The 16323-nt window shown below is 67.4% G+C and carries 23 protein-coding genes; 6 read left to right on the forward strand and 17 right to left on the reverse strand.

The features are described from left to right. Positions 1-37: 37 nt before the first annotated feature. The 3 genes from AC5P9C_RS06230 (at position 38) to AC5P9C_RS06240 (ending at position 1029) form a co-directional block, all read left to right on the forward strand. Positions 38-292: a hypothetical protein gene (locus AC5P9C_RS06230; protein ID WP_343540451.1), complete on the forward strand. Its 255-nt coding sequence runs from the start codon at positions 38-40 to the stop codon at positions 290-292. Continuing rightward, positions 289-711 (forward strand): low affinity iron permease family protein, encoded by a 423-nt coding sequence (locus AC5P9C_RS06235; protein ID WP_049469411.1) that lies wholly within the window; start codon positions 289-291, stop codon positions 709-711. Before AC5P9C_RS06230 ends, AC5P9C_RS06235 begins: the two co-directional genes overlap by 4 nt. A gap of 87 nt (positions 712-798) precedes the next feature. Continuing rightward, positions 799-1029 carry a hypothetical protein gene (locus tag AC5P9C_RS06240; RefSeq protein ID WP_064238556.1) on the forward strand — a complete coding sequence of 77 codons (231 nt, stop codon included), beginning with the start codon at positions 799-801 and terminating at the stop codon, positions 1027-1029. An 8-nt stretch (positions 1030-1037) separates the two neighbouring features. Here AC5P9C_RS06240 and AC5P9C_RS06245 read toward each other — a convergent pair whose 3' ends face one another. The 3 genes from AC5P9C_RS06245 to AC5P9C_RS06255 all read right to left on the reverse strand — a co-directional run bounded on the left by AC5P9C_RS06245 (position 1038) and on the right by AC5P9C_RS06255 (position 4364). After that, the gene (locus AC5P9C_RS06245; protein WP_343540450.1) at positions 1038-1487 is read right to left on the reverse strand and encodes a BLUF domain-containing protein; all 450 of its coding nucleotides are present in this window, start codon (positions 1485-1487) and stop codon (positions 1038-1040) included. A 137-nt stretch (positions 1488-1624) separates the two neighbouring features. Beyond that, positions 1625-4174, reverse strand: coding sequence for a DNA ligase D (ligD, locus tag AC5P9C_RS06250; RefSeq protein ID WP_343540448.1), 2550 nt, complete (start codon positions 4172-4174; stop codon positions 1625-1627). Between the two features lie 13 nt (positions 4175-4187). After that, the gene (locus AC5P9C_RS06255; protein WP_064485350.1) at positions 4188-4364 is read right to left on the reverse strand and encodes a DUF3606 domain-containing protein; all 177 of its coding nucleotides are present in this window, start codon (positions 4362-4364) and stop codon (positions 4188-4190) included. A 248-nt stretch (positions 4365-4612) separates the two neighbouring features. Between AC5P9C_RS06255 and AC5P9C_RS06260 the strand changes: the two genes are divergently transcribed. Continuing rightward, positions 4613-5110 carry a YciE/YciF ferroxidase family protein gene (locus AC5P9C_RS06260; RefSeq protein ID WP_005416567.1) on the forward strand — a complete coding sequence of 166 codons (498 nt, stop codon included), beginning with the start codon at positions 4613-4615 and terminating at the stop codon, positions 5108-5110. Between the two features lie 39 nt (positions 5111-5149). Here the strand turns inward: AC5P9C_RS06260 and AC5P9C_RS06265 are convergent, their stop codons facing one another. Genes AC5P9C_RS06265 through AC5P9C_RS06275 form a run of 3 tightly spaced genes read right to left on the reverse strand, consistent with a single transcriptional unit; the run spans position 5150 to position 7108 of the window. Continuing rightward, positions 5150-5884 carry a DNA-formamidopyrimidine glycosylase family protein gene (locus AC5P9C_RS06265; RefSeq protein ID WP_103282330.1) on the reverse strand — a complete coding sequence of 245 codons (735 nt, stop codon included), beginning with the start codon at positions 5882-5884 and terminating at the stop codon, positions 5150-5152. Next, positions 5877-6644, reverse strand: a complete 768-nt coding sequence (locus AC5P9C_RS06270; RefSeq protein WP_074725141.1) for a DUF72 domain-containing protein — start codon at positions 6642-6644, stop codon at positions 5877-5879. Before AC5P9C_RS06270 ends, AC5P9C_RS06265 begins: the two co-directional genes overlap by 8 nt. Further along, positions 6641-7108: a BLUF domain-containing protein gene (locus AC5P9C_RS06275; RefSeq protein ID WP_049469393.1), complete on the reverse strand. Its 468-nt coding sequence runs from the start codon at positions 7106-7108 to the stop codon at positions 6641-6643. The genes AC5P9C_RS06270 and AC5P9C_RS06275 overlap by 4 nt, the downstream gene beginning before the upstream one ends. Positions 7109-7411: 303 nt before the next feature. Here AC5P9C_RS06275 and AC5P9C_RS06280 point away from each other — a divergent pair, with 303 nt between their 5' ends. Then, positions 7412-7735, forward strand: a complete 324-nt coding sequence (locus tag AC5P9C_RS06280) for a KGG domain-containing protein (protein WP_046430680.1) — start codon at positions 7412-7414, stop codon at positions 7733-7735. A gap of 97 nt (positions 7736-7832) precedes the next feature. On the opposite strand, the gene AC5P9C_RS06285 is transcribed toward AC5P9C_RS06280, so the two are convergent. The 3 genes from AC5P9C_RS06285 to AC5P9C_RS06295 form a co-directional block, all read right to left on the reverse strand. After that, the gene (locus tag AC5P9C_RS06285; RefSeq protein WP_049469390.1) at positions 7833-8741 is read right to left on the reverse strand and encodes a manganese catalase family protein; all 909 of its coding nucleotides are present in this window, start codon (positions 8739-8741) and stop codon (positions 7833-7835) included. Positions 8742-8777: 36 nt separating this feature from the next. Next, complete coding sequence (locus tag AC5P9C_RS06290; protein WP_103282328.1) at positions 8778-9299, reverse strand: ferritin-like domain-containing protein; 522 nt, start codon at positions 9297-9299, stop codon at positions 8778-8780. Between the two features lie 159 nt (positions 9300-9458). Further along, positions 9459-9803: a hypothetical protein gene (locus AC5P9C_RS06295; protein ID WP_229301862.1), complete on the reverse strand. Its 345-nt coding sequence runs from the start codon at positions 9801-9803 to the stop codon at positions 9459-9461. A 208-nt stretch (positions 9804-10011) separates the two neighbouring features. On the opposite strand from AC5P9C_RS06295, the gene AC5P9C_RS06300 reads away from it, so the two are divergent. After that, positions 10012-10404 carry a response regulator gene (locus tag AC5P9C_RS06300; protein ID WP_074725144.1) on the forward strand — a complete coding sequence of 131 codons (393 nt, stop codon included), beginning with the start codon at positions 10012-10014 and terminating at the stop codon, positions 10402-10404. Positions 10405-10420: 16 nt separating this feature from the next. On the opposite strand, the gene AC5P9C_RS06305 is transcribed toward AC5P9C_RS06300, so the two are convergent. The 8 genes from AC5P9C_RS06305 to AC5P9C_RS06340 form a co-directional block, all read right to left on the reverse strand. Further along, positions 10421-10819 carry a BLUF domain-containing protein gene (locus AC5P9C_RS06305; protein ID WP_082591240.1) on the reverse strand — a complete coding sequence of 133 codons (399 nt, stop codon included), beginning with the start codon at positions 10817-10819 and terminating at the stop codon, positions 10421-10423. Between the two features lie 136 nt (positions 10820-10955). Beyond that, positions 10956-11384, reverse strand: coding sequence for a BLUF domain-containing protein (locus AC5P9C_RS06310; RefSeq protein ID WP_343540436.1), 429 nt, complete (start codon positions 11382-11384; stop codon positions 10956-10958). Positions 11385-11467: 83 nt separating this feature from the next. Next, positions 11468-12190 (reverse strand): glycosyltransferase family 2 protein, encoded by a 723-nt coding sequence (locus tag AC5P9C_RS06315; protein ID WP_343540434.1) that lies wholly within the window; start codon positions 12188-12190, stop codon positions 11468-11470. Continuing rightward, positions 12187-12774: a class I SAM-dependent DNA methyltransferase gene (locus AC5P9C_RS06320; RefSeq protein ID WP_057494795.1), complete on the reverse strand. Its 588-nt coding sequence runs from the start codon at positions 12772-12774 to the stop codon at positions 12187-12189. The genes AC5P9C_RS06315 and AC5P9C_RS06320 overlap by 4 nt, the downstream gene beginning before the upstream one ends. Next, on the reverse strand, positions 12771-13529 hold the full coding sequence (locus tag AC5P9C_RS06325) for a PIG-L deacetylase family protein (protein ID WP_262231783.1): 759 nt from the start codon (positions 13527-13529) through the stop codon (positions 12771-12773). The genes AC5P9C_RS06320 and AC5P9C_RS06325 overlap by 4 nt, the downstream gene beginning before the upstream one ends. Beyond that, positions 13517-14458, reverse strand: a complete 942-nt coding sequence (locus tag AC5P9C_RS06330) for an acyl-CoA dehydrogenase middle domain-containing protein (protein ID WP_057494797.1) — start codon at positions 14456-14458, stop codon at positions 13517-13519. Before AC5P9C_RS06330 ends, AC5P9C_RS06325 begins: the two co-directional genes overlap by 13 nt. Positions 14459-14560: 102 nt before the next feature. Further along, positions 14561-15067: a hypothetical protein gene (locus tag AC5P9C_RS06335; RefSeq protein ID WP_343540432.1), complete on the reverse strand. Its 507-nt coding sequence runs from the start codon at positions 15065-15067 to the stop codon at positions 14561-14563. A 10-nt stretch (positions 15068-15077) separates the two neighbouring features. Next, positions 15078-16241, reverse strand: coding sequence for a zinc-dependent alcohol dehydrogenase (locus tag AC5P9C_RS06340; RefSeq protein WP_343540430.1), 1164 nt, complete (start codon positions 16239-16241; stop codon positions 15078-15080). Between the last annotated feature and the right edge of the window lie 82 nt (positions 16242-16323).

Consider the following 16323-nt stretch of genomic DNA (forward strand, 5'->3'; position numbering starts at 1 on the left):
GCCACTTCCACAGTGGCGCTCAACCTGGAGATGCATCATGCAACGCGATCAGAAAGACCTGCCCCACCCGGACCCGGAAGCACAGCGCACCGATCGGGTCAGCCCGCTTCAGGCCAAGCTGCATAACCACCGCAATCATGAAGAGGCGTTGCATGAGACGTTCCCCGCCAGTGACCCGATCTCGCCCTTCGTCGCAGCCCCGACGCCCGAAGAGCAGGCCACGCGCCTGGGCGAGCGGGTCAAACTGCCAGACCGCCGGACGGATGAGGAGGCCGGCGGAGGTGAGCAGTGATCCGGCGCGGCTTTGCACGCGTCGCGGCGGCAACGGCGCGCTTGTCCGGCAGTCTTGGGGCGTTCGTCGCGGCACTGGGGGTGATCATCGCCTGGGCCGCCAGCGGGCCGGCCTTCCACTTCAATGACACCTGGCAGCTGGTGGTCAACACGGGCACCACCATCGTGACGTTCCTGATGGTGTTCCTGATCCAGCACACGCAGAACGCTGACACCGCTGCACTGCACATCAAACTGGATGAGCTGATCCGGGTCAGCAAGGATGCCAACCAGGAGCTGCTGAACCTGGAATCGATGGAGCCGGCCCATCTTGAAGAGATACGCCAGCGCTACGAGGCACTGGCGAAGACCGCTGCAGACATCAAGTCCAAGAAGGAGCGCTGCATGCCCTGCGAAGCGGATGCAGCCGCCGAAGCCTGAGGCGACCGCTGCGGCGGCGTCGGCCTACAGCGATGCCGGTGTGAGGCCCTGCCTGGTCGCTAACGTGGCTGCACGGAGGATCAGGCAGTGAGCACGCACCTGGAAATCGACCTGATGATCGCGCAACTGGAGGAAATGCTGCCCACCTGGGCAGCGTTCTATCCCGAGCCGCAGTTCATCCTCATGCTCGCCGAGGCACTGGACTACATTGCAGCCAGCGCGGACCCGGATGCCCGCCTGTATTGCGTGATGCGCACCGGGCACCTCGATGCGTGCAGCGGCGAGATTCCCTGGGCAGCGCGCTATGGCGGGCGCTAGACCGCACCTCAGGCCGCGATGGCGTAGGGCTCGACCAACCTGGCCAGGACATCCATCGCCGTCTCAACCACCCCGTCGTCGTCGCCATGCTGCACAAATCCCAGCCAGTCTGCACAGGCCAGGCGCTTCAACTCCGCCGGTTGTGTCGGCAGCCAGCGCATCGGCCAGAATGGCAGACGCCGGTTACCGACCCTGCCGCGCTGCAACTCGATCAGCCCTGTATGGCTGGTAGCGCCAAGCACCCGCGAGTACGCCACGCGCAAGCCGTCCTCGGGCCCCTCCATGTACTGCAGGAAGCGGCTGCCATCGAACAGCAGGACCCCGGTGACGCCGGCGTTCCGGTTGAAGCGGGCGGCATCGTCGACCAGATCGTCCAGTTTGCCGCTGCGCAGGCCCAACGGGTCACCGGCCACGGCTGGGCCCGCTTCACTTACGTATGCGACTGCCCTGATAGGCATCGGCTGCTCCGGTAGCGAATCCCCCAGATTCCGTATTGCAAGCATAGGCCAACCACGCCGACGATAGGTTCCGGCCCTGTGTATTCTGCGAATCAGCTGGGTTCGGGCTGACAGACGGTACGCAGCACGGGCCTGGCCTACGGGTCTGCCTGGGCCCATCGGGCGAGATTCTGCTTCACTTCCGCGATGCCGGCCCAAGGATCCTTGCGTCGCCGCCTGAGCTTTGCGGGCACGTCCTTGATCGTGAACGCATCGGCGCGCTGGAGTTTCGACAGATCGCCCCAGGCGATCGGCAGCGCCACCGGCGCGCCCGGCCGGGCGCGCAACGAATAGGACGCGACCGCCGTTGCACCGCGCCCATTGCGCAGATAGTCGACGAAGATCCGCTTGTTGCGCAGGCTCTTGGTGGCGGTTGCCAGGAACCGCTGCGGTTCGGACTGTGCCAATGCATCGGCGAAACCCTTCGCAAAACGCTTGGTGAGGTCCCAATCGCACCCTGGGTTGAGCGGCACGACCACGTGCAGGCCCTTGCCGCCGGAGACGCGCAGGAACGATTCCAGCTCCAGCTGCGCCAGCAGTTCTCGGATGTCGGTTGCCGCTTTCTTGACTTCGGCAAAGGGCACATCCGGCCCGGGATCCAGATCGAACACGACCCGGTCGGCTCTGTCGGGCGCCTCGGCGTGGCTGCCCCAGGGGTGGAACTCCAACGCGTTGAACTGCACCAGTTCAAGCAGGCTGGCTGCGTCCCGCACCACCAGGTAATGGGCGTTGATGCCGCTTTCCTCCTTCAGCCTTACCGAATCGACCAGCGCCAGCCCGGCCGTATGGTGTTTCTGGAAGAAGCAGGGTTTTGCGGTGCCACTGGGGCATCGGATGATCGACAGCGGACGATCAATCACTTCGGGCAGCAGGTGCTCCATCACTGCCGCGTAGTAATCCCATACATCCTGCTTGGTGTAACCGTCGCCGGGAAACAGGATCTTGCCGGGAGAAGACAGCCCGGGTGGCGCGCGGTCGGCTGCCGGCGCCCTTTCCACCTGGCGCCTCCGCCGCGAGGGCGCATGCGACCGCCCTGCGGCCGGGACCGTTCCGGCGCGGTCGGAATCGGCGAGGTCGGCGACGTCCTTGTCCGTCCGCACCGCCTTCAGCGACGCCTGGCGCAACAGCTGCTGCCCACCGATCCCGCGGTAGAAGACCTCGACCACGAAACGCGGTTCGAACCAGGTCGCGGCGCGCAGGTCGGTGTCCTGCGTGGGCACATGCGCGGTCGGCCTGCGGCCGCCGCCGCCCTTGATGCGCTTGCTGATGTCGCCAATCAGTTCATCCGAGAACCCGGACCCGACGCGACCGGCGTAGAGCCAGCCATGCGTTGCGTCCGGCCGGGCCAGCAGCAGCGAACCAAAGCCGGTGCGGCTGCCTTTCGGTGCGGTGTAGCCCACCACCGCGAACTCGTCGCTGGCCAGCTGCTTCGTCTTGCGCCAGTCCTCGCTGCGGCCGCTGTGGTAGCTGCGATCGCCGCGCTTGGAAATGATGCCCTCGAAGTGCTGCTCACCGGCCAGGCGGTAGGCCTCCTCACCCTCTCCCTGCACATGCGAACTGAAGGCCAGGGGGCTGCTCTGCCCCTCAAGCAGCGATTGCAGCAAGGCCTTGCGTTCCAGCAGGGGCGCATCGGCGACGTCCACGCCATCAAGATGCAGCAGATCGAACAGCGCATACGTCAGGACGCCCTGCCTCTCGCCGGAAAGCGTCGCCTGGAGCAGGTTGAAGTCCTCCTTGGTGCCGGCGCCGGCGATCAGCTCGCCGTCCAGCGCCGCCGAGGTCAGGCCCAGGGCCGCGACTGCGTCACGTATCTCGGGAAGCTTGTCGGTCCATTCCAGCGCGTTCCGTGACCACAGCTGCACGTTGCCCTCGACGACAGTGGCAAGAATCCGGTATCCGTCCCATTTGATCTCGTGGACCCACTGCTCGCCCTGGGGCGGCGCCTCTCCCAGCCTGGCCAACTGCGGTTCGAACGGCCCGGATGGCGCCGCTGCCCTCCCTGCCCTGCTGAGCGCAAGGGCCTTCTTCGACCAGTTCTTTCGCCGGGTGCGTGTGGCAGGCACCGCCGTCAGCCGCTTCTTCGCGGCCTTGCCGGCCCCGGCGCGCTTCAGATCCTCCGGTGGCGGCGCAGCGACATCGGCCAGCAGGTCGTCTGCCTCAAGGTCGCTGGCGAAGGCATCGTCCTCCTTGAACAGCAGCCACTGCGGCTGGCGCGCGGGCTTTCCCGACCGAACCAGATGCCAGCCGCCTTTCAGCTTGGTACCGAACAGTTCGAAGCGAAGATGGCCCTTGGCCAGTTGGGCTTCCGGATCGCCCTGCGTGGCCCATACACCATGGTCAAACTGGGCGACATGGCCGCCGCCGTACTGGCCCTTGGGAATGTCACCCTCGAACGCCGCGTAGTCCACCGGGTGGTCTTCCACTTCCACCGCCATGCGCTTGACCTTCGGGTCGTAACTGGGGCCCTTCGGCACGGCCCAGCTCTTCAGCGCATCGCCAACCTGCAGGCGGAAGTCATAGTGCCTGCGGCTGGCATGATGCAGCTGCACCACGAAAATGGCGCGCTGGCCTTTCGGCAGCGTCTTGCCCGGCTCGGGCTCCTGGGTCTGGTCAAAACGACGCTTGCGGCGATACTCGACCAGCGACATGGCCAGCTCCGCGCTATTTGCCCAGGTGCTTGCGGACGGCAACCGCCGTGGGCCCGACCGCCGCGACGGCCGCGCGAAGCTCTTCGGCGGACACGCCCAGCGTCGTGGTCCAGTACCGCAGTTCGTAATCCTCATTGACGTTGATGCGGTCCCGGTCCGGGCTGCCGGCGTTGTTCTTGTCATCGCTCATTGGGAGTCTCCAGCGTGATCGGGGGTGGACTGACCGTACCGGCCATTCCATGCGCACGGAGCGATGCCACTGTGAAGCCATGGCGAAGGCCGCCGGCACGGCGCCGCACCCCTGCGCGAAAGACGCCGCTTCGTGAAGGCAGCGCGCAGGATCCGCGGGGGCGTTCACATGCCGCCTTCACTCCTTCCCCGCCTGCTCGCAACCGGGCAGACCCTACGCTGGCCACTCCACTCACTGCGGAGCCCAGCATGGCTATCAAGACGGCGGAAGACCTGTTCATCCACGAGCTCTCGGACATCTACAGCGCCGAGAAGCAGCTGACCAAGGCGCTTCCGCGCCTGGCCCGTGCGGCCGAGAATCCGGATCTGGCGGCAGCGTTCGAAACGCACCTGGAGGAGACCCAGGGGCAGATCGAACGCATCGACCAGGTGGTCGAGGTGCTCGGCATCCGCCTGAAGCGCATCAAGTGCGCGGCGATGGAAGGCCTGGTCGAGGAAGGCAAGGAGGTGATCGACAGCATCGACAAGGGGCCGGTGCGCGACGCTGCCCTGATCGGTGGCGCGCAGAAGGTCGAGCATTACGAAATTGCCTCCTACGGCACCATCGCCGCGCTGGCCAAGCAGCTGGGCTACAAGGATGCCCTGCCGTTGCTGCTGGAGACGCTAGAGGAAGAAAAGGCGACCGACGAGAAGCTGACCCTGCTGGCCAAGGGCGGCGGCAATGCCAAGGCCGCGCAGGCCGCCTGAGTCGCATCGCACGCCCCGCGGCTGCCACGGAAGGCTGCCTCAGGGTGGGTAGAGCACCTGGTCGTTTGGACAGAAGAACGTGCGCCGCCGCGTTGTACCCATGTACAGCTTGCTGATCGGGCCACCACAGAGCGGGCACACCTTGCGCGTGTGCACCTGCCAGTGCTTCTTCAACTCGAAGCGCCGTTTCCACTCCAGGAAGTCGAAGCTGTAGGCACGGGCCTGGGTGATCAGGGCGGTGAGCCTGCGCGGTGGCAGGTCGCCCAGTCGCGTGGCCGGATGCACGCCAATGCGGAACAGCACCTCATTCTTGATGATGTTGCCGACGCCGGCGAAGATCGTCTGGTCCAGAAGCGCATCACAGACCAGGGTGTCCGGCAGTGCCTTCAGCTTGCGCCGGGCCAGTCTTGGATCCCAGGCGTCGTTCATCACATCCGCCCGCCAGTCGTAGACGTCGTCCAACGGCTCGTCGATCAGCCGCACCGAACACGCATAGAAATTCAGTTCGCCGTTGTCGAATGCCAGCGACACCCGTGCAGGGGTCGGCTTCCGTTCGTCGATGCGCCAGCTGCCGAACATCATCAGATGGATGCGCAGCGTGACCTGGCTGAACTCCAGCAGGAAGTGCTTGCCCCAGCTGCGAACCGCCTTGACCCTGCGTCCCTGCAGCGGGGACAGGTCGATGCGGCTGTTGCCGGAGACGCCGCGCACGACGTGACCCTTGAAGTGGCTGGCGGCCTCGCGCAGCAGGACAATGGAGGGGCCCTCAGGCATTCGCGTTCTCCTGCAGCAGTGCCTGCAGGTGCAGGGCGTTGCCGGTGGCGTGGCCCAGCGCGGTGTTGTCCAGTACGCACCAGGCACGGCGCTGTGCGGCGGCTTCGCGATGCAGGTGCTGGGCCAGCCCCGCCAGCGCCTGTTCGCTGTAGGCGCTGCGATAGATCTGCGGCTGCCCGTGCCAGCGCCAGTAGCTCCACGTGCGATCACCGCCCGGGACCGCTGCTGCGGGTACCCGGGCCGGGTCAGCCGCGACCCGTGCGATGCCATGGTCGCTCAGCAGCGCATCGACGTCCGCAGTGAACCAACTGGGATGGCGCGGTTCGCAGGCGACATCAACCGAGGTGCGTGCGCGCAGTCCGTGCAGGAATTCGGTCACGGTTGCCGGCTCATACGCCAGGCTGGGCGGCAGCTGGAGCAGCAGCGGGCCCAGCCTGTCCCCCAGCGCCATCACGCCATCGAGGAACAGCGCCAGCGGCTGCATCGTGTCGCGCAGCCGGCGTTCATGGCTGATCACGCGTGGCAGTTTCACCGCGAAGCGGAAACCCGCGGGCACGCTGGCCGCCCAACGGGCGTAGGTCGCCGCCTGGTGCGGGCGGTAGAACGAGGAATTGATCTCGACCATCGGCAGGCGGGTGGCATAGCGCTGCAGCACGCTGTCGCCTGCGCCGAACGCCGCCTGCGCCGCCCGCGACAGCGACCAGCCTGCGCAGCCGATGCGTACCTGTCCTGGCGTGCCCGGGGCGTCGGCTGCGCTCATCGTGCCACCGGTCCGTCCGGTTCCAGCAAGCGGCCATCGCCGGCACCTGCCGGCGCCTGCGCCACCGATTGCAATCGATCAAGCGCACTGGTGCCAGGCGCGAGCGCGGAGGCGCTGCGCACGAAGCCGGTCCAGTCGGAAATCGCGATCTTCCCCAGCGCCAGCTCATCCACGCGCACGCTGTGCATGCGCCAGTGCGGGAACTGCCGCCGCCCCACCCTGCCCCGGTTGAGTTCGACCAGTCCGTTGTGGCTGCTGGCCGCCAGGATGCGGGTGTACGCCGCGCCGACACCGGCCTCCGGGCCTTCGAGGTATTGCAGGAAGCGCGTGCCGTCGAACAGGAGGACACCGGTCACATCAACCGACTCGTTGAACAGCATCGCGTCCGTGACAAGCTGCTGCAGCCGCTCTGCAGTCAGGTTTCGGGTGGCTTCACTTACATAGGCAATGGCACGAAGAGGCATGACAGCACCGGGTTGTTGCAGATGGCTCTACCTTAGCGAGGCCGATCAAACGCGTGGTGACACTGGCGTGGAGGCGGCGTTGAACCTGGACGTGCCAACGCCGCGCTGCGTTGACACCCGGCAACGGCACCACGGCCGGCATGCCGTGTCGCCCGCTGATGGATGTCCTTTCGTGGAGAACGCATGAGGAAGCACGCGCCTGTGCATGACACGACGTTGGCGGTGGTGCCACCGCCGTCTAGCGGCGGATCTGGAAGATGGTCGCTGCCGCCAATCGGGCGGCTCACTCCAAGGAGACTTTCCATGGCCAACCAGAACCAGAACCAGGGCAGCAGCAACCGCGGCTTCGCTTCGATGGACGAAGACAAGCAGCGCGAGATCGCCGCCAAGGGCGGCCGCGCCGCGCATGAATCGGGCAACGCCCATGAATTCAGCTCTGAAGAAGCGCGCGAAGCCGGTCGCAAGGGCGGCGAAGCGGTGAGCCAGGATCGCCAGCACATGGCCGACATCGGCCGCGAAGGCGGCCAGAACAGCCATGGCGGCGGCAACCAGGGCGGCAACCAGGGGGGGCGGCAGCAACAGCAGGAACGTGGCGGCAACAACAACCGCGGTGGCCAGCAGCGTTGATCGAGACTGACCGGTTGCACCCCAAGTGGGCGGACAGCGTGTCCGCCCACTTTTTTTGCGATGCGCGGGGCGGACGCCCGCCCCGGCCTGTTCTGCGTCAAGGCTCCCGTGGCGGCAGGTCGAGCGCGCCGGCGCCCGGCCCGGCGCCCAGTTCGGCACCGGTTGTCGGCCGTGCTTCGGGATCGGAAAGCGTTCGCAGGGTCATGGCCTGCACCGCCGCCTGCTCGCGTGGGTCCAGGCCCACCGTGGCGCTGCCGTCACCGCCGTCCACAGCGGCCTGTGCCTCGCGGTCGCTGACCCGCTCCCATAGCTCGCCGCTGTTCCAGCTGCCCAGCAGGTCATCAGCGCCGTCGCCCTGCGACATGTCCATGTACAGGTCGGTAAAGGCGGGGTCACCCGGCTGCTTGCCCGGTGGGAAGTTGGGCTGGATGCTGTGCAATGCCTTTTCGAAGGACTTCTGGTGGGCGATTTCGCGCGTCATCAGGAAGCGCAGTGCGTCCTTGATGCCCGGATCATCGGTCACCGTGATCAGGCGTTCGTAGACCAGCTTGGCGCGGGCTTCGGCGGCGATGTTCGAGCGCAGGTCAGCGGTGGGCTCCCCGATCGAATCGACGTAGGCCGCCGTCCAGGGAACACCGCTCGAATTGACCAGTGCCGGGCCGCCCCCGTACAGCAGCTGCTCGGTATGGCTGGTGCTGTTCTGGCCCAGCAGGCGCATGTCCTCGGCTTCGGCAAGCCCTTCGGACTGGATGGCCTTCGGGCCGCGGTTGAGCATGGCGATGATGGTACCGATGATCTCCAGGTGGCTGATCTCTTCGGTGGCAATGTCCATCAGCAGGTCCTTGCGTCCGGGATCGCATTCGCCCAGCCCCTGGGTGAAGTAGCGCATCGCGGCGGCCAGTTCACCTTGTGGGCCGCCGAACTGTTCCAGCATCAGGCTGGCAAGCTGCGGGTTGGATTCGCGCACGCGCACGGTGTACATCAGTTTCTTGTGGTGGAAGAACATGGGACTGTCTCCTGTGTCTGGCAGGCGGGATCGGGATCAACGCTTGGCTTGGGCGCCGGGCGTTTCGTCACGGTTGAGGAAGGCGCCGACCAGGCTGTCCTGGTGGTCTTCCAGCCAACGTGCCATGGCGATCTCTTCCTGCAGGATCTGGCCGCACACGGCCGCGATATCCGGCGCGGCGGCCCGCTCGGCCGCGATCACCAGCGCCCGGTAGGTGGCGATCTCGGTGTTCTCGAAGCCAAAGGAGATGCCGACGCTCTTGACGACTTCGTCTTCCATCAGGGTATTGCCGGCGGCGTGGATCGCTGCGGTCATGCTCGCGAACAGCCCCTTGGCGGTGGGCACGCTGCCGCCAAGTGCTTCAATGCACTCGCGCAGGGAGGCGGCCTGCCGCTGCGTCTCCTGCACGTGCTGGCCGATACGTGCGGCAAGATGGGGATAGTTCTGGATGCGCGAAGCCATGGCCTTCATCATGGTCTCCGCCTCCTGCTCCATGGCGTAGGCGTCCTGCAGCCATTTCAGCAGGCGCTCGCTGCGGACGGTGTTCTGGTCTGCCATCACGGTCTCCGGTAGTGGGGCGACATGCCTCCGGAGACCATGGTGGCGAGGCCGCAATCACTGCCTCGTCGGCCGGCGTGAGCCGCCGGGCGTGCGCGCTGCACCTGGCGCTGATGCCGTCATAACATCCGCCGGTGCGTGGCAACGCCTGCGGCGCACTCAGGCGGGCATCGCGCCGGACACTACTGCACTGCCGCCGTCGCGACGGGGGCTTGCTGCGGGTGCGCGCCCGCCTGCGGACGCCTTCAACGCCTGGATCACCCGATGCTGCGCACGGTGCGCGCCACCTTCCACGCCCACGACGTAGACAAAGCGCCCATCGAACTTGGCCTGGGCACCCTCCAGCACGTCATCCTCCTGCAGGGCGCGCTTGAGCGACTTCATCCATGCCCGTTCGGGGATGCGATCCAGCTCCACGACGATCGCAGCGCCGCCGCAATCCAGGGACATGCATTCCACGCGCAATGCGCAGGGGGCGGTGGCATCGGTTGCAGATCGGGGCATGGTGGTGGCTCCAGTGCTGGGGGACGGCGGCAGTATCCATGCCCGCCGCCAACGCGCTGTCAAAAAACGCGCAGCGCCTTCCACGCCGCATCGACGGCACCGGGCGACCTGCGCAAGGCGGCTTCGCACCGGGCTGACACGGCCCACGCGCGCCGTTGATGCACTACAGCACACACTGCAGTTCCCACGGCAACACAGGCATGCGCGCATGCAATCGGAAATGAACCAGCGCAGGTGCAACCTGCTGCTGGTTGAAGACCAGCTCGACCTTGCTGCACTGATGGAACAGGCGCTGGAAGACGGCGGCGGCCGGGTGACCCACGCCTACAGCGTGTTCGATGCGCTGGGGCTGCTTGATACGCAACAGTTCGATGGCGCGGTGCTGGATGTGGAGCTTCGCGATGGCGTGGTGTTCCCGGTTGCCGATCGGCTGGCGGAACTCGGCATCCCCTACCTGTTCGTGTCTGCGGTCTATGACCAGCTGGTACCGCTGCGCCACCGCCGCGCAACGTTCGTGGCCAAACCCTTCCACATCGACCGGTTGCAGGAAGCCGTCCAGCAGGTGGTGGGTGACGCCTGCGCGCCCCCGACCACGCATTGAGCGGCCAACGCCGCGGTCACGCCAGGTGTGGAGCTACCACCTGGCCCAGCTGACGCAGCGCCCCGCCACGGGAGAGCCCGCTCCAATTGCCGCGGGCGACGCTGCGGATGTCGGCGGGGTCGGTCCAGAGCAGCCGCATCGACCAGTACGGAAAGAACCGGCCGGACACCCTGCCCCGGCCCAGCTCAAGCAGTTCGCAATGGCTGCGCGCACCGAGGATGCGGCTGTACACCACGTTGATGCCGTCTTCCGGTCCCTCGATGTACTGGAGGAAGCGGTGCCCATCGTAAAGAAGCACTCCCGTCACGCCTGCTTCAAGGTTGAAGCGGGCAGCGGCCCTGCTGAGGTCGTCCACATGGTCCATGGAAAGCCCCGGTATCGCCTCACTTGCGTAGGCGATTGCGCGGAGGGGCACGTTGATTCCTTCTGGCGCAGGAAATGTCCTGCGCCTGCAGGATGCCGGGCGCGCTGTAGGTGGGCATGAGGCGATTCACAACCCGGCTCGCTCCACCCTCTCCCCGGCCGCACGCCGCAGTAACACCCCGCTGGATTCAGGCGGCCTTCGCGTAGGGTTCGACGATCAGCAGCAGCTTGTCCATCGCCGTCGCGTCGGACTGTTCCGATGCTGCGCGCTGGATGAAGCTGGTCCAGTCAGCGCCCGCGATCACGCGAAGTTGGTCCGCGGTAACGGAGAGGCAGCGCATTGGCCAGAACGGCAGCCGCCGCTGGCCGACGCGGCCACGCGCAAGTTCGATCAGGTGGGTATGGCTGCTGGCACCGGTGACGCGGGAATAGGCCACATCCAGCCCGTCGGCAGGGCCCTCCATGTACTGCAGGAAGCGCTGCCCGTCGAACAGCAGCACGCCGGTCACGCCTGCGCCCCGATTGAAGCGGGCGGCATCCTCCATCAGGGTGTGCAGGCTCTCCGGCGTGAATCCGTCGACGGCCTCGCTGACGTAGACGATCGCTCTGTTCGGCATGGCGGCACTCCTGCTCTCTCAGCCCTTAACTGTAGGGCCCGCGGCGTCGCGGGGCCGTAAAGGACAGGCGTGCAGGCCTCACGCTATCCCCAATTCAGCACCGTGTTGACCAGCTCTTCATGCGCGTGCAGGGTTCCGCGTGGCACGTCGGCACGCGCCCCCTCGATCCCGGACAGGTAGGTCGCGAATCCTCCGGTGGCGCGCCCCACGAGGCGCGCGCTGGTCATGACCACGGGCGCACCGGCCCAGCGGACGTCGGCGCCCAGGCACTGCAGCCGGTTGACCAGCGCGACATCTTCACCGCAGCGCAGGGCCGCAAAGCCCCCCGCGGCACGATAGGCGCGGGCAGAGACACCGAGGTTCGCGCCGTGGATGCGCCCGTGATCGTCGCCCCAAGGCTGCCCTTTCCGGAACGCGCGACGCAGGCGCCTGCCGTCCCGGGAAGTGCTCGCGATGTCCACCAGTCCGCAGAAGGCGTCGCAGCGGCCCTCCAGCTGGGCGACCAGCCATTCCGGAGGCACCTCGCTGTCGGCATCGGTACTGGCCAGCCAGCGCGCTCCCTGTTGCAGCAACTGGGCCGCAGCCGCTGCCCTGGCAACACCGACGCAGCGTGCCTGCAGCCGCACTGTATCGACCCGCTGCTGCCGGCAGATGGACGCGGTCGCATCGGAGCAATCGTCCAGCGCAACCACCACCTGCACCGCCTCGCCGCGCAGCCCGGGATGCAGCGCCGCCCTTCGGATCGATTGCAGGCACCGCGCCATGCTGGCCGCCTCGTTGTGTGCCGGCACCAGGACACCGATCACCGCAGTCCCTCGTTGCGGGCCAGCGACAGCGCGCCGCGCGTCCAACCCTGTAGCACGAAGTCCGCGTCACGATAGTGGAAGGCCTCCTGCAGCCCCTCGCCCAGGCACCGATGCACGACTTCGGTGCGGCTCGCGCGTCCGGGGAAGGACGGCAGCCAATGGCAGGCCACCAGCAGCCCGTCATCGCGCAGTGCCTGGCCGATGCCTGCACGCAGCGCCTGCAGTGCGCCTGTGCCGAGGTAATAGCCCATCTCCCCGCAGACGATCAGGTCGAAGCGACCCGGCGGCCATTGCTCGGGGTGGCTGGCGCAGTGGACCTGGACATGCGGCAGGTGGGCCAGGTTGCGGCGGGCGCGGAAGGCCGCACGCGGGCTGATGTCGGTGGCCAGCAGCCGCTCGCAGCGGCCCGCCAGGGCCTCGGTCAGCACCCCGTTTGAGCACCCCAGCTCCCAGCCCCGATGGAACTGGCGCTGGCTCAGGCTGGCCAGCAGCAGCGCTCGCTTGCGCTCCTCATACCATCGGCTGCGGTAGCCGAAGGGGTCCTCCTGCTCATGCAGTTCGTCGAAGTACGGTTGCGCGCTCATGCCAGGAAAACCTCGTGGTTCCGGAAGAATCGGGTCAATACATGGGCTGGCAGCACCGGTGGGCTGTGCAGCCCCGGCACTGCGCCAGTCTGGGTGCGGAAGTGGGCGATCGCGTTGCGCTTGGCGGCCACGACGTCGGTGATGTCGAGCAGTTCGGGCGCCTCCCAGGCCATGTGCGCACAGGCCGGGTCCAGCCAGTGCCAGCCCCACACCGGATACTCCAGGCGCCGGCAGCCCACCGTACGCGCGGCCCGGCAGGCAGCACGGCCTGCCGCTTCGTGGTCGGGGTGCCCATCGAAGCGCCAGGGTGCCAGTACCAGGTCGCGCGGCTGCAGGTACTGTTGCAGCCAGTCCTCCAGGCCCTGTTCGTGCGCACTGACCGCGCCGTCGGCAATGCCAAGGTGGAACGCGGAGCTGGCCTGGATGCCGAGCTCGCCCAGCGCTGCGGCAAGCTCGGCGCGCCGTGCCGAGCGCAGGCGCTCCGGCGTCCACCAGCGCTCGTGTGGATAGCACGCCTCGCCATCGGTTACCGCGACGACGCGGACCTGCATGCCCTGGCCCGCGGCGTGGCCAAGCAGGCCGCCGCAGCCAAGGATCTCGTCGTCGGGATGGGGTGCGACCACCACCACCCGCTCATGGCCGGCCAGCAGTGTGGCCGCCGAAGTGGCCGGATGCTGCCACAGCCACTGGCAGCGCAACCAGGCCTGCTCCTGTGTGCCGGTCCCCTGCAGGGGCGTGCTGGCTACAGCGCCCATGTTGCCTCCTCGGTGGCGCGCTGCTCACCCAGCCATTCCCAGTCGCGGTCGGCATGGCTCTGCCGCATGAATACCGTCAGGTCGGCCCAGCGACGGGCATGCGCCTGCTCCAGGCACATCGGCGCCGGCCCCAGCGCCCGACCTGCCAGATCGAGCACGCGCGTCGCCGCGCGCTCGACCACGCAGCGCACGCGCACCACGTCCTCCCTATGCGCTGATCCCGGCGCCGCATCGATGCGCGCCGCCAGTTCGCGCAGCAGCGCCGTGGCCGGGCCCAGGACCAGGTCCACTTCGCCCAGCAACCGCGCGCGGTGGCCCCTGCTGCAGGCCGGCCGCATGCGCTCGGCCAGGGCGACGGCCGCACCAAGCCAGACCGCGGCGATGCCCGCGCCGCCGTGCCAGAAACCGGGGCGCTGCAGGTAGTCGTCGCGCGTGCCGACGAGCGCCATCTGCGCACCGTCGAACCGCACCGTGGTGGACGGAATGCCGGCCATGCCGACGGCCGGCCACGGCTCGCCCTCCAGCGTGTTCCACTGCCCGGCCGACACCTGGCACAGCCATACGCCCTGCGCATTGCGGACCGTTACCAGCGCCGCGTCCACCCAGGCGCTTCCGGAGCACCACGGCTTGTCGCCGCGCAGCCTGCCCTCGCTGTCAATGCGGAGCGTGTTGGCCGGCCCCTCGGCTGCCCATACCGCCAGCAGCTTGCCCTCTGCTGCGGAAGGCGCCTTCAGTTCGGCGAGGATCGCCTGCGCGTCATGGTGCGCTTCCAGCACTTTGGCCAGGCAGAGGTCCTCTGCCCCCCAGGCGGCCAGCGCCTGCCAGCGCTGCAGTGTGCGGCCGCTTCCCGGCAACGGCAGTTCGGGCTGCTGGACCAGCACCTGGCGGGCGCGGTTGGCCAGCGGCGTAGGCGATGACACATCCTGCATGAAGGGATCTGCAGTGGGGACAGGCCATGACCGTAGGCGGCAGGCGGTCACATCACTGTCTTGGAGGTGTGGCCGGCGCATGAATACTCTGCGCGACGATCCTCACGCACCCGCCTGCCGACGGTCTCGCCATGCGCGGATGCAGCGCAGCAGCTCCCATAGCCACGGCAGGACCACCAGGCCGAGCGCCGGCACTACGAGCAGCGCCGCCACCTCGGGCGCCGCAGGTTGCGCACGGAATGCCCACTGCGGCTGCGCGTGCCAGCCGACCCAGACCAGCAGAATCCACGGCGCGGCATCCAGCACGCTGTGCACATGCTGCTCGGCCGGGCTGATCCGTCGCCGCCGGTCAGCGCTGGCCGTATCCAGGTAGCCGGCGATCGCGTGGGCCATTACCAGCACGGCCAGCAGGGCGGCAAGTGACCAGGTGTTGGCCAGCAGCAGCCAGGCCAGTACGCCAGTGCCAATCAGCACGAGCTGGACCCCGTGCAGCACGCTCTCGCGCAGCCCCGAGGTATGTGGCAGGTCGGTGCGCCGGTGGAAATGGAAGTCCAGCGCACCGGCCGCCAGCCACAGTGCGTAGACGCCGGCCATGATGATCGCGCTCATCGCCCCGGGCTCAGGGCGTCAACACGATCTTGCGGCAGTCGTCATCCTTCGCATCGAACAGGGCATAGCCCTGCGCTGCATCGGCAAGGCGCATCCGGTGCGAGATGATGTCACCCGGGTCCAGCTTTCCTTCCATGATCGCGTCAAGCAGCTCGGGCATCAGGCCCTGCACATGGGTCTGTCCCATCTTGAACGTGAGCCCCTTGTCGAACGCATCACCCAGCAGGAACCCGTGGATGAAACCGGCATAGACCCCCGGAATGCTGACCACGCCGCCGCGACGTACTGCCGCGATGCACTGCCGGATCGCAACGCCGCTGCTCCCTTCCAGCTTCACAGCGGTCAACGCTGACTCCAGCGCACTGCCCTCGGCCTCGAAGCCCACCGCCTCGATGCAGGCATCCACGCCCCGGCCGCTGGTCTGGGCAAGGATGTAGTCGGCCGGATCCTCGATTTCCCTGAAGTCGATCGGCGTCACCCCGTAGGCACGCCGCGCGTAGTCCAGGCGGTAATGCAGGTGATCGACCATGAAAATGGTCTCGGCGCCCAGCAGGCGGCAGCAGGCGGCACTCATCAACCCGACCGGCCCTGCGCCGAAGATCGCCACGGTCGAGCCTGCCTTGACGCCCGCGTTCAGTGCGGCCTGGTAGCCGGTGGGCAGGATGTCGGACAGGAACAGTACCTGCTCGTCGGCCACGCCGTCCGGAATGCGCAACGGGCCCACGTTGGCCTTCGGTACGCGGACGAATTCCGCCTGGCCGCCGGCCACGCCCCCGTACAGGTGGCTGTAACCGAACAGTGCCGCCGGGGGCAGTATGCCCTTCTGGTTCAGCGCCGCGCCCTTGCCCGGATTGGTGGTTTCGCACGCAGCATACTCGGCCAGCCGACAGTGGAAGCACTCACCACAGGCGATCACGAACGGGATCACCACCCGATCGCCCGGCTTCACCTGGGTCACGCCGCTGCCGACCTCTTCCACGACGCCCATGAATTCGTGGCCGAGGACATCGCCGTCGTGCAGATCGGGAATCTTGCCCCGGTAGAGGTGCAGGTCCGACCCACAGATCGCGGTGGCGGTCACCCGCAGGATCAGGTCATCTTCGGCGGCCAGTACCGGGTCGGGCACAGTCTCGACGCGCACATCCTTGCGGCCGTGGTAGGTCAATGCCTGCATCGTGCTGCTCCAAGAGGTCGGGCGTCCAGCATCGCAATGCCTCCATCCCGTGACAGTGACATCCGGGTGTGCACGGTGTTCA

Source organism: Stenotrophomonas sp. YJH_SMC_10, assembly GCF_059371555.1.